At 65.6% G+C, this 11,976-nt stretch carries 9 protein-coding genes; 5 read left to right on the forward strand and 4 right to left on the reverse strand.

Annotated features, from left to right (window positions below; translation table 11 throughout):
• Genes pdxA through lptD form a run of 3 tightly spaced genes read right to left on the reverse strand, consistent with a single transcriptional unit; the run spans position 1 to position 5,028 of the window.
• Positions 1 to 987, reverse strand: coding sequence for a 4-hydroxythreonine-4-phosphate dehydrogenase PdxA (gene pdxA / locus JHD77_RS05885; protein ID WP_003099567.1), 987 nt, complete (start codon positions 985 to 987; stop codon positions 1 to 3).
• Positions 984 to 2,276 (reverse strand): peptidylprolyl isomerase, encoded by a 1,293-nt coding sequence (locus JHD77_RS05890; protein ID WP_003109024.1) that lies wholly within the window; start codon positions 2,274 to 2,276, stop codon positions 984 to 986. Before JHD77_RS05890 ends, pdxA begins: the two co-directional genes overlap by 4 nt.
• Positions 2,257 to 5,028: an LPS-assembly protein LptD gene (gene lptD, locus JHD77_RS05895; protein ID WP_003099560.1), complete on the reverse strand. Its 2,772-nt coding sequence runs from the start codon at positions 5,026 to 5,028 to the stop codon at positions 2,257 to 2,259. The genes JHD77_RS05890 and lptD overlap by 20 nt, the downstream gene beginning before the upstream one ends.
• Positions 5,029 to 5,154: 126 nt before the next feature.
• On the opposite strand from lptD, the gene JHD77_RS05900 reads away from it, so the two are divergent.
• The 3 genes from JHD77_RS05900 to JHD77_RS05910 are packed head-to-tail and all read left to right on the forward strand — an operon-like array spanning position 5,155 to position 7,602.
• Positions 5,155 to 6,171 carry an aminoglycoside phosphotransferase family protein gene (locus JHD77_RS05900; RefSeq protein ID WP_003099554.1) on the forward strand — a complete coding sequence of 339 codons (1,017 nt, stop codon included), beginning with the start codon at positions 5,155 to 5,157 and terminating at the stop codon, positions 6,169 to 6,171.
• Complete coding sequence (gene murU, locus JHD77_RS05905) at positions 6,168 to 6,842, forward strand: N-acetylmuramate alpha-1-phosphate uridylyltransferase MurU (RefSeq protein ID WP_003099549.1); 675 nt, start codon at positions 6,168 to 6,170, stop codon at positions 6,840 to 6,842. The genes JHD77_RS05900 and murU overlap by 4 nt, the downstream gene beginning before the upstream one ends.
• Before the next feature lies 1 nt (position 6,843).
• On the forward strand, positions 6,844 to 7,602 hold the full coding sequence (locus JHD77_RS05910) for a DnaJ domain-containing protein (protein ID WP_003099547.1): 759 nt from the start codon (positions 6,844 to 6,846) through the stop codon (positions 7,600 to 7,602).
• On the opposite strand, the gene JHD77_RS05915 is transcribed toward JHD77_RS05910, so the two are convergent.
• Positions 7,603 to 8,664 (reverse strand): alpha/beta hydrolase family protein, encoded by a 1,062-nt coding sequence (locus JHD77_RS05915; RefSeq protein ID WP_003099546.1) that lies wholly within the window; start codon positions 8,662 to 8,664, stop codon positions 7,603 to 7,605.
• A 151-nt stretch (positions 8,665 to 8,815) separates the two neighbouring features.
• Here JHD77_RS05915 and JHD77_RS05920 point away from each other — a divergent pair, with 151 nt between their 5' ends.
• Complete coding sequence (locus JHD77_RS05920; protein ID WP_003099544.1) at positions 8,816 to 11,209, forward strand: PAS domain-containing sensor histidine kinase; 2,394 nt, start codon at positions 8,816 to 8,818, stop codon at positions 11,207 to 11,209.
• 45 nt (positions 11,210 to 11,254) lie between these two features.
• Positions 11,255 to 11,887: a response regulator gene (locus tag JHD77_RS05925; RefSeq protein WP_003085103.1), complete on the forward strand. Its 633-nt coding sequence runs from the start codon at positions 11,255 to 11,257 to the stop codon at positions 11,885 to 11,887.
• Positions 11,888 to 11,976 lie beyond the last annotated feature (89 nt).

An 11,976-nucleotide genomic window follows, 5' to 3' on the forward strand; every position in this document is an offset into this window, starting at 1 on the left:
TCAGCAGCGGCTGGCCGCCATCTGGTAGGCGGTTTCCAGGGCGACCTGCAGGCTGCCGCTATCGATGCGACCGCTTCCGGCCAGGTCGAGCGCGGTACCGTGGTCGACAGAGGTGCGGATGATCGGCAGGCCGAGGGTCACGTTCACGGCGGCACCGAAGCCCTTGTACTTGAGCACGGGGAGACCCTGGTCGTGGTACATCGCCAGCACCGCGTCGCAATGCTCCAGGTGCTTGGGAGTGAACAGGGTGTCGGCCGGCAGCGGGCCGACCAGGTCGAGGCCTTCGCCACGCAGGCGCTCGAGGCAGGGTTCGATCACCTCGATCTCTTCCCGGCCCAGGTGACCGCCTTCGCCGGCGTGCGGGTTGAGTCCGCAGACCAGGATGCGCGGATGGGCGATGCCGAACTTGTCGCGCAGGTCGGCGTGGAGGATGCGCGCGACCCGGGACAGGCGCTCGTCGCTAATGGCGTCGGCGACCTCGCGCAGCGGCAGGTGGGTGGTCGCCAGGGCCACGCGCAGGCCGCGAGTGGCCAGCATCATCACCACCTGGGCGGTGTGGGTGAGGTCGGCGAGGAATTCGGTATGGCCGGAAAAGGGGATGCCGGCTTCGTTGATCACGCCCTTGTGCACCGGTGCGGTGATCATCCCGGCGAAGTGCCCGTCGAGGCAGCCCTGGCCGGCGCGGGTCAGGGTTTCCAGGACGTAGGCGGCGTTGGCTCGGTCCAATTGCCCGGGCCGGACCGGGGCGGCCAGGGGCGTATCCCATATGTACAGTTGGCCGGCCTTGGCCGGTCGCTCTGGCCAGGCGGCCGGGGAAACGTCCTTGAGGTCGATCGCCAGGCCCAGTTGGCCGGCGCGCTCTTGCAGGAGCGTGCGGCTGGCGATGGCGATCAGGGGGTGGGGCTGGGCGGAGCGGGCGAGCAGCAGGCACAGATCGGGTCCGATACCTGCCGGCTCGCCTGGAGTGAGCGCGAAGCGCAGGCTCACTGCTTGATTTCCACGTAGGCCTCGTCGCGGATCTGCCGCAGCCAGGCTTGCAGTTCCTCGTCGTACTTGCGGTTGCGCAGTACGCTTACCGCCTGCTGCTCGCGGAACTTCTCGCTGCTGTCGGTGGCGCGACGGCCGAGGACCTGCAGGATGTGCCAGCCGAACTGCGAGCGGAACGGCTTGGACAGCTCGCCCTGCGGGGTATCGTTCATCACCTGGCGGAACTCGGGCACCAGGGCTTCCGGGTCGATCCAGTTCAGGTCGCCGCCGTTGAGGGCGGAACCCGGATCTTCGGAGAAGCTCTTCGCCAGTTCGCCGAAGTCTTCCCCGGACTGGATGCGCTCGTACAGCTTCTGCGCCAGCTTCTCGGTCTCCGCTTCGCTGCGGATTTCGCTGGGCTTGAGCAGGATATGGCGGACATGCACTTCGTCACGGACCATCTTGCTGCCGCCGCGCTTCTCTTCCAGCTTGAGGATGATGAAGCCGCCGGGGGTACGGACAGGCTCGGTGACGTCGCCGACGGCCAGGGAGCCGATCATGCTGTCGAACGGCTGCGGCAGCTGGGCGGCCTTGCGCCAGCCGATCTCGCCGCCTTCCAGGGCGTTGTCGCCGGCCGAGCGGGAAATCGCCAGTTGGCCGAAGTCGGCGCCCTGCTTGAGCTGCTGGTAGAGCTCCTGGGCCTGCCTTGCGGCGGCCTGGATCACGTCCGAGGACGCGGCTTCCGGCACCGGGATCAGGATATTGGCCAGGCGGTACTCTTCGGAAAGCTGGATCTTGCCCATGTCCGAGGCAAGGAAGTTCTTCACCTCCTGCTCGCTGACCTGGATGCGCTCGGCGACCCGGCGCTGGCGCACACGGCTGATCACCATCTCGCGACGGACCTGCTCGCGTGCGTCGGCGTAGGACAGGCCGTCGCGGGTGAGGGCGGCCTGGAACTGCTCCAGGCTCATGCCGTTGCGCTGGGCGATGGTGCCCATCGCCTGGTTCAGCTCCTCGTCGGAGATACGGATGCCGGAGCGGTCGCCGATCTGCTGCTGGATGTTCTCGATGATCAGGCGTTCCAGCACCTGCTGGGTCAGCACGTGCTCGGGCGGCAGCGGCGCACCGCGCTTGAGCAGCGTCTGGTGCACTTCACGCAGGCGCTGGTCGAGCTGGCTCTGCATGATCACATCGTTGTCGACGATGGCGACGACCCGGTCCAGTGGTACCACTTCGGCATGCGCGAAGGAGCAAAGGAGTGCTGCGCCCAATGCAAGGGGGCGCAGCCGGTTACATAGCTTGATCTTCACGTTGACGATAACCTTGGATGCCTTTGTCGAGGAACATTTCAGCCTTGTTGCCCACGATGCCGCCGAGCCCCTTCAGGACGATCTGCAGGAAGATACCGCGGTCGGCCTTCTCGGTCTGGACGAGGAACGCGTCGTCGTCCACGTCCAGCCAGTAACGGTTTATCAGGCGCAGTTTCCAGCAGCAGCTGTCGTATTCGAAGCCGCCGAAGGCCTCGAGGGTGCGGTTCTTGTTGTAGTCGTACTGCCAGCGGGCGAGTACCGACCACTGCGGCACCAGCGGCCAGATGACCGAGAAATCATGCTGCTTGATTATGTCGTCTTCGCGGCCGTATTCGAATCGACCTGTCGAGGTGTTGAAGCGGCGGGCATCCGCGCGATATCGGTAGCCAGCATTGACGACCTTGTTGGGATTCACCTCGGGCTGATAATGGAAGATGGCGCTGCCGGACTCGGTCTTGCTGGTATTCGGGTTCCAGTTGAAGTCCGAAGTAACATTCCAGTCACGATTAAAGCGATACAGGCCGGCCAAGGCATACGGAGAACGCCAGCTGTCATAGTCGGGGTCCTTGAGGCCGGGATTGAGCTGCAGGTCCTTCTCGGTCAAACCTGGCAGTTGCACGCGACGATCACGGAAATAATAAATCTGTCCCGCACTCACTACGGCCCGTTCAAAGCCATTAGGCTCAATGAAACGAGAAGTTACGCCCAAGGAAAGCTGGTTGGCGTCGCCTATCCGGTCACGTCCAGAGAAACGATTTTCGCGCCACAGTGAGTCATAGCTGAAGGATGGCTCGCTGGTGTCGAAGACCGGAATCTTCTCCTGGTCTTTATAAGGTACGTACAGGTACATCGCTCGAGGTTCCAAGGTCTGGCGGAACTGTGTACCTGCAAAGCTAGTGTCTCTATCGAAATACAGGCCGCTATCCACCTTGACTAATGGGAGGGTGCGGTCTTGGCTGCTGTCGAAGGTTTCCTTATAGGTGCCTAGGGTTCTCTTCCCCTCGCTATCCAAGTCCAAGTCATACTTGGTGTACAGGAGCTTCAACGTTGGGGTCAGATAACCCCAGCTGCGGTTCATGGGGAGGCTCATGCCTGGTTCGAGATGCGCCCGATCTCCATTGGCACGAGCTAACCCTTGCAAGTAAGCGTCCGGACGTTTGCCCTGAATGCTGCCATCGTCATTGAGATAGGTGTTTTCGTCCAAGTCACGGTCGAAGCGTACAAATTCAGTACTGTAATTGAACTTCAATCCGCCCGGCTCATATGGCAAGAAACCATCGAAGGTTACCTGGGGAAGTCTGTTGTAGGGCGTGACATCGGTAGTGGTCGCCAACTGGTACTTCTGCAGGTTCAATCGACCAGTGAATGTGTCGCCGCGATAGGTTAGGCTGCCTTTCTGGTTGACATAGGTAGTGCTGCCTACCTGCAAGTCGGAACTCAGATCCTGGAAATAGTAAGGGTCGCTAATCCGCGTGTAGTCGACCTCGGCCAGCCAGCGCGAATCGAGGCCGGTGGTGTTCTTGAGGCCGTACAGCCAGCGGTCCTTGCTGTAGTCCGGGAAGTTCTCGCGGTGGTCGTCCTTGTCGTTCAGGTAGGCGGCCGTCACCATCCCTTCGCTGCTGTGGGTCAGGTAGCGGAACTCGCCTTCCAGCATCATGCCGCGCTTGGCCATGTAGCGTGGGTACAACGTGGCGTCGTAGTTCGGCGCCAGGTTGAAGTAGTACGGGGTGACCAGGGTGAAGCCGGTGTCGCTGGTGCTGCTGAAGCTCGGCGGCAGGAAGCCGGACTGGCGGCGGTCGTCGATCGGGAAATAGATGTACGGGGTGTAGAACACCGGGAAATCTTTGACCCGGAGGGTCGCGTTAGTCGCGGTGCCGAAGCCGGTGGCCGGGTTCAGCTTGACGTTGTTGCCCTTCAGGGTCCAGGCGTTGCTGCTCGGTTCGCAGCGGGTGTAGGTGCCATCCTTGAGCATGATGATGGCGTTCTCGCTGCGCTTGGCGTAGAGCGCGCTGCCGCGGGCATGGGCCTTGTGGATCACGTACTCGGCGTTGTCGACCTGGGCCTCGCCGTTGTCCAGCTGGACCTGGGCGTGGTCACCGACCACCAGCATGCCCTTGTCGCGCAGCTTGACGTTGCCGACCAGTTCGCCGCGGTTTTCCAGCTGATGCAGGTTGGCCTCGTCGCCTTCCACCTGCATGCTGCCCTGGCGCAGGACCACGTCACCGGCGAGGGTGGCGATCTGTTTTTCCTGCTCGTAGCGCGAAGCCTTGGCGGATACGTAGGTCGGGCTCTCGTCGCTGGGCGCGCCGTCATCCATGCCCGGACGCACCGGCTCGATGTAGGAGCCGCCGCAATAGGGGCCGATTTCCGCCAACTGGGCGGCGGTCAGTTTTTCCCGAGGAATCCAGTCGAGGTGCGAGTAGTCCGCACTGCGGGACTTCAGCGCGCGACCGCCGGACTCGGTGACCAGGCGCTGGGTCGGCTCTGCCTCGACGGCTTCGCCTCCGCTGCCGGATACACTGGTGCCCGCCGCGGCGGTGCTGACCGAGGTCGCGGTATGCGCCGGGCGCGGTGGCAGGTTGGCATTGGCGTTCTGCAGCGGGGAGCAATCCCAGCCGCCGGTGGCCGATACCTTGCAGTCGAACTGATCGGCGGCCTGTACAGTCAATGCTGCGACCGGCTGCAGAGCCAGCAGGCTGCCGGTGACCAGCAGGGGAAACTTTCTTCGAAACACGAGGGATTTCACTGCCATCTTGTTAATCCGGGCTTCCTGCGCGCCATCGGCCCGGTGGGCCGCACGCCTCTCGATGGGCTGAAAAAGATGCTGGATAATAAAGCATGACCTGCGCAACGGCTAGGGCCGTGGAGAACCCCGTAAATGTCTGATGATGCCCGTTTCCAGCAGCTGAATCGCTGGTTGGACTCTTGTTTGCCCGAGTTGTTCGTTGCCGAAGGTTGGGGGGAAGTGCCCCCCGCCGAACTGATCCCGGCCAGTAGCGACGCCAGCTTCCGTCGTTATTTCCGCTGGCAGGGAGGGGACCGCAGCCTGGTGGTGATGGACGCGCCGCCGCCCCAGGAAGACTGCCGACCGTTCGTCAAGGTCGCCGGACTGCTCGCCGGAGCCGGCGTGCATGTGCCGAGGATTCTCGCCCAGGATCTGGAGAACGGTTTCCTGCTGCTCAGTGACCTGGGCCGGCAGACCTACCTCGACGTGCTTCATCCCGGGAATGCCGACGAGCTGTTCGAACCGGCCCTGGATGCGCTGATCGCCTTCCAGAAGGTCGATGTCGCCGGTGTCCTGCCTGCCTACGACGAAGCGGTGCTGCGCCGCGAGCTGCAGCTGTTCCCCGACTGGTACCTGGCCCGCCACCTCGGCGTGGAGCTGGAGGGCGAGACGCTGGCCCGCTGGAAACGGATCTGCGACCTGCTGGTACGCAGCGCGCTGGAGCAACCGCGGGTGTTCGTCCATCGCGACTATATGCCGCGCAATCTGATGCTCAGCGAGCCCAACCCGGGCGTCCTCGACTTCCAGGACGCCCTGCACGGCCCGGTCACCTACGATGTCACCTGCCTGTACAAGGACGCCTTCGTCAGTTGGCCGGAGCCGCGCGTGCATGCCGCGCTGAACCGTTACTGGAAGAAGGCGACCTGGGCCGGCATCCCGCTGCCGCCAAGCTTCGAAGACTTCCTCCGTGCCAGCGACCTGATGGGCGTGCAGCGCCACCTGAAGGTGATTGGCATCTTCGCCCGTATCTGTCACCGCGACGGCAAGCCGCGCTACCTGGGTGACGTGCCGCGCTTCTTCCGTTATCTGGAAACCGCCGTGGCGCGCCGTCCCGAGCTGGCCGAACTGGGCGAGCTGCTGGCCTCGCTGCCGCAGGGAGCCGAGGCATGAAGGCGATGATCCTCGCCGCAGGGCGTGGCGAGCGCATGCGGCCGACCACCCTGCACACGCCCAAGCCGCTGATCGAGGCCGCCGGCGTGCCATTGATCGAGCGTCAGTTGCTGGCGCTGCGCCAGGCCGGAGTCGACGACTGGGTGATCAACCATGCCTGGCTTGGCGAGCAGATCGAGGCCTATCTCGGCGACGGTTCGCGCCTGGGCGGGCGGATCGCCTATTCCCCGGAGGGTGAACCGCTGGAAACCGGTGGCGGAATCTTCCGCGCCCTGCCGTTGCTCGGCGAGCAGCCGTTCCTGTTGCTCAACGGCGATGTCTGGAGCGACTTCGACTACTCTCGGCTGCATCTTGCCGACGGCGACCTGGCGCATCTGGTGCTGGTCGACAACCCGGCGCACCATCCCGCCGGCGATTTCCACCTGGATGCCGGCGGACGGGTGGGCGAGACCCGCGAAGCGGGCGGCAACCTTACCTACAGCGGGATCGCCGTACTGCATCCCGCGCTGTTCGAGGGCTGCCAGCCGGGCGCCTTCAAGCTGGCGCCGCTATTGCGCAAGGCCATCGCCGCGGGGCGGGTCAGCGGCGAACACCATCGTGGGCAGTGGGTCGACGTCGGTACCCACGAGCGCCTGGCGGAAGTCGAGCGATTGCTGGCGGAGCACGCCTGAGATGCTCTGGCCCGCTACGCTGATCGGAGCCGGAGCCGGCTGGGCCCTGGCCAGCATCCCCGGCGCCCTGCTCGGCGGCCTGCTGGGGCAACTGCTGGACCGCAGGTTGCGCCTGGAGTCCTGGCGCGGCCTGCTGGCGCGCTTGCGCGGGCGGGCGGTGAACGATGAGGACGACCTGCTGTTCCAGTTGCTCGGCTATCTGGCCAAGAGCGGCGGGCGGGTGGAGGAGATGCATATCCGCCAGGCGCGCGAGGAGATGGCGTTGCGCAAGCTCGATAGGCGAGCCCAGCGGCGTGCCATCGCGTCCTTCGGCAAGGGCAAGGCCGGCATCGCCCATCTGCAGGCGGAGGTCGCGCGTCTGAAGGGCGAACGTGCGGAGGCAGTATTGCTCGCCTGCTGGCGGATGGCCTGGGCTGGCGGCGTGCTCAGCCAGTCGGCGCGACAACTGGTGTTGCAATGGGGGCGCTGGCTGGGTTGGTCGGCGGAGCGAACGGAACGCTTGTCGGCGCGGGTCATGCCGAAGCGGACGCGCGCTGTCGCCCGGGATAGCTACCGTGAGGCCCTGCTGCTGCTCGGCGTGGAGGCCGGAAGCGAGCCGGCGCTGATCAAACGCGCCTATCGCAAGCTGATCAGCCAGCACCATCCGGACAAACTGGCGGGAGCCGGCGCCAGCGTCGAGCGCGTGCGTGCGGCTACCGAGAAAACCCGTGAATTGCAGGCGGCCTACGCCCTGGTCCGAGAGCGTGAGGGGTTCCGCTGATCACTCCGCAGGTTTCTGCGCATCGGCCTGCAGGTGAAGGCTGAGCCAGCCGCGGATTCGTCGGTACAGTTGCTCCTGCTCCGCCTTGGGGTCGGCCGGTAGCGCCTGCATCGCGATTTGTACGTAGGCCGGGTGTTTCTGCCGCTTGCCGGCCTGCATGCGCAGCCTGGCCGCCTCGCGGTCGGCGCGGGCGTCGCGGTAATAGAAGTCGCCGGTCGCCAGTTTCAGCTTCGGCACCATATCTTCCAGCGCCGGGCGAAAATCGCGCGGTACCTCCGCGGCAACCAGCAGCAGGTTGTGGATTTCCGCAGGCTCCTTCTCCGCCAGGTAGCGTGCCGCCCAATAGGCGCCCGTGCCATGACCGAGCAGGACGACGCTTTTCGGTTCGTGCTGCAGGGCCAGGTCGATGCTCGCCTGCAGGCGCGCCATGACCCGTTCGGCGTGCGCCTTGCGCTGCTCGACCGGATCGATGGCTGGGGGAGGGGCCTGGTCCTCGCTCTGCGCCGGTTCGCCGCTGCCGGCTTCGGCGGTGCTTTCCGGCGCCGGCGCGTTGCCGCTTTCGCCTTTCACGTCAGGCTTGCTTGCGCTGTCCGCGGCGCTGGCGTCCTTGTCGGCGCTGGCGCTGGCGGCGGATTCCGCAGGGCGGGTAACCGGCGCGGTGCTCTGCGGGTCGGGCAGGGCCAGGCTCAGGGTCTGCCAGCCGGCATCCGGCAGTTTGCGCCTTAGCGGGCCGATGGCTTGCGGCCAGTCCGGACTTTCGCCATCACCGGGAACCAGGATCACCACACCTTCGGCCTCGGCGGTGTTGGCTGGCAACCAGAGGGTGAGGAAGCTTTCGTCGCCGGCCTTGAGGATCTGCTGGCCGTCCTCCGGCAACTGGCGCTCCAGCCCCTTGGCCTCGTCCTGGCTGCGCTCGCTGACCGCCGGGCGTTCCACGGGGGCCTGCGGCTGGTCCTTGGCGGCCTCCTCTTCGGCATGAACGAAAGCCGGCGGCAGGAAAGCGGCGGCCAATAGCAGCGGCAGCAGGGCGGAGGGCTTCGGCAGTAGAGAGAAGGCCGGCATTGGAAATTCCCGATAGACAATCCAGAAGGCAGCCTAAACCCAGAGCACTTCTTTGTCAGGCCGAGCCTTCGCATGGTTCGCCGGTCGCGCTCGCGGTAAGGTATGCCCGCTTTTCCTTCCGTTGCGGTGTATTCCGTGGAGTGTCGCCGGCATGTTGCGTCGTTGCTGTCTGCTCTTCTGCTGTCTGCTGTTGAGCCTGCCCGTGCGAGCGGAGGAGTCGGTCGCCTTGCCGCTGACGGCGGAGCTACGGACCTGGCTGGCGGAGCATCGGGAATTGCGCGTCGGGGTGGTCACCGAAGCGCCCTATGCCCAGTACGACCGCCGCCTGCAACAGTATTCCGGGGCCAACGTGGAGCTGATGGGCTGGCTGGCCACGGCAATGCAGGTGACCTTGCGGTGGCAGGGCTATCCCGACCAGGCGGCGCTCGACGATGCCCTGCGCGCTGGGCGCGTGGATATCGCTCCCGGCCTCAGCCAGACCCCAGCCGGGCTGCGCTTGTGGCTGTTCTCCGATCCCTACCTGCGGGTTTCCCGGCTGGTGGTGGGGAAGCGCGATGGCAGCGGCAGCGTCGAATTGGAGCAACTGGAGCGCGATACCCGGGTTGCCGTGCGGGCCGGCAGTTCGGTAGCTGACTACCTCAGCAGCACCTATAGCGGCCTGCAGTGGGTGTCGGCCGATTCCGAACGCGAGGTGCTGCGCGCCGTGCTCGCCGGACAGGCACGCTACGCGGTGATCGACGAAGCGCAACTCAGCCGCCTGACCCGCGAACCGGAGTTCGCCGAGCTAGCGGTGGTTGGCGATATCGGCTACCCGCAGCTGCTGCGGGTGGCGACCCGTCGCGACTGGCCGGAACTGGCGATGGTGGTCGACCAGGCGTTGCGCTCGCTGCCGCGCAAGTCCCTGGACCAGTTGCACGAGCGCTGGTTGCAACCCAAGTATCCGCGCCTCGGCGAGTCGCCGGGGTTCTGGCAGAACCTGTCGATCCTCCTCGGCCTGCTGCTGGCCGGCGCGCTGGCGGCGGTGTTCCTCCAGCGGCGCCAGCAGCATGCGCTGGAAGCCCGGCTGTACGGCGCCCGCCGCGACCTGGAGCTGCGCCAGGCGGCCGAGGAGGCGCTGCGCCTGACCCAGTTCTCCATCGACAACAGCACCCTGGGCATCCTCTGGGTCAACTGGGACAGCCGCGTACGCTACGCCAACCGCGCCGCCGAACAGATGCTCGGCCATGCCGACGGTCAACTCGTGGACCGTCCGCTGGCCGACTTCGAGCCCGGCCTGGACATGGACCGCTGGTTGAATCTTTGGCGTCGTGCGCGCAATAGCGAGGAGGGCCCGCTCAGCTTCGAGACCCGCTGCCTGCGCGCCGACGGCAGTTGGCTGCCGGCCGACGTCTCGCTTAGCTTCCTGCGCTTCGGCACGTCCGAGTATCTGGTGGTGTTCCTCAGCGACGTCACCGAGCGCCGCCGTGCCCGCGAGGCATTGCAGGAAAGCGAGGCGCGGATGAAGGGCATCGCCTCCAACGTGCCGGGCATGGTCTTCCGCCTGGAGCGCCCGCGGGCCGGCGCGTTTTCCGACTTCGCCTATATCAGCGAGGGCAGCGAGGCGCTGGTCGGCTACAGCGCTCGCGAACTGATCGAAAGCGGCCGCGGCATTCGTGGCCTGGTCCATCCCGACGACCGCGAGCGCTACTGGTCGAGCCAGATGGCTGCCCTCGACGAGAATCGCGACTGGCATTGGCAGGGCCGCATCCTCACCCGCCAGGGCGAATTGCGCTGGGCCGACATCAAGGCTTCGGCGCGCTGTTTCGAGGATGGTCGTGCGGTCTGGGACGGGGTGGTCTGGGACATCACCGCGAACAAGCAGATCGAACTCGAACTCGGCGAGTCGCGCGCCCAGCTCCGCGAGCTGTCGGCGCACCTGGAGTCGGTGCGGGAGGAGGAGAAGGCGCGTATCGCCCGCGAGGTCCATGATGAGCTGGGCCAGGTGCTGACGGTGCTGAAGCTGGAAACCTCGATGTGCGAGCTGGCCTATGCCGATGCCCAGGAGGGCCTGCGCGAACGCCTGGGCAACATGAAAAAGCTGATCGCCCAGTTGTTCCAGCTGGTGCGCGACGTGGCTACCGCACTGCGCCCGCCGATCCTCGACGCCGGAATCGGCTCGGCGGTGGAGTGGCAGGCGCGGCGCTTCGAGGCGCGCACGCAGATTCCCTGCCTGGTGGAGGTGCCGGAGAACTCGCCGCAGTTGGTCGACGCCAAGGCTATCGGCCTGTTCCGCATCCTCCAGGAGGCGTTGACCAATGTCATGCGGCATGCCGAGGCGCATACTGTGCAACTGCGTCTGCTGCGCGAGGGCGACGAGCTGTGCCTGAGCGTCAGCGACGACGGTCGCGGGTTCGATGTTGCCACGGTGGGGCGTGGCAGTTCCTTCGGCCTGGTCGGCATGCGTGAGCGGGTGCTGATGATGGGCGGTACGCTGGACATCGACAGTGCCCCCGGCGAGGGCACCACGCTCAGCGTGAGGATTCCGCTGGGCGTCGCGGGCCCGTGACAAGAACAACCGCCGGCAAGGCGGAACAGCGTGAGGCAGCAAAGAGTGGTGATCCGAGTCCTGGTCGCTGAAGACCACACGATCGTCAGGGAAGGCATCAAGCAACTGATTGGCATGGCCAAGGACCTGCAGGTGGTCGGCGAGGCCACCAATGGCGAGCAGTTGCTGGAAACCCTGCGCGGAACGCCTTGCGAGGTGGTCCTGCTGGATATCTCCATGCCCGGCGTCAATGGCCTCGAGGCGATTCCGCGGATTCGCGCGCTGAACGAGCCGCCGGCGATCCTGGTGCTGTCGATGCACGACGAGGCGCAGATGGCCGCCCGCGCCCTGAAGATAGGTGCTGCCGGCTATGCCACCAAGGACAGCGATCCGGCATTGCTGCTCACCGCGATCCGCAGGGTCGCCGGCGGCGGACGCTACATCGACCCGGACCTTGCCGATCGGATGGTCTTCGAGGTCGGCCTGACCGATTCGCGTCCGCCCCATGCGCTGCTTTCCGAGCGCGAGTTCTCGGTGTTCGAGCGGCTGGTGCAGGGCGCCAACGTCAACGAGATCGCCCAGCAACTGGCGGTCAGCAACAAGACCATCAGTACCCACAAGGCACGCCTGATGCAGAAGCTCAACGCGCATTCGGTAGCCGACCTGGTGCGCTACGCGATGGAGCACCGCCTGCTCTGACAGGGGCGTTCGCCCAGGTTTTGCTCGCGGCTTGTGCGCCAGGTCCGGTTTTCGCGATCTGCTGTCTACCTGGCTTCCGCGCGGCAGGG

It is taken from the genome of Pseudomonas sp. P20 (genome assembly GCF_016463925.1).
GTDB classification, from domain to species: Bacteria; Pseudomonadota; Gammaproteobacteria; order Pseudomonadales; family Pseudomonadaceae; genus Pseudomonas; species Pseudomonas aeruginosa.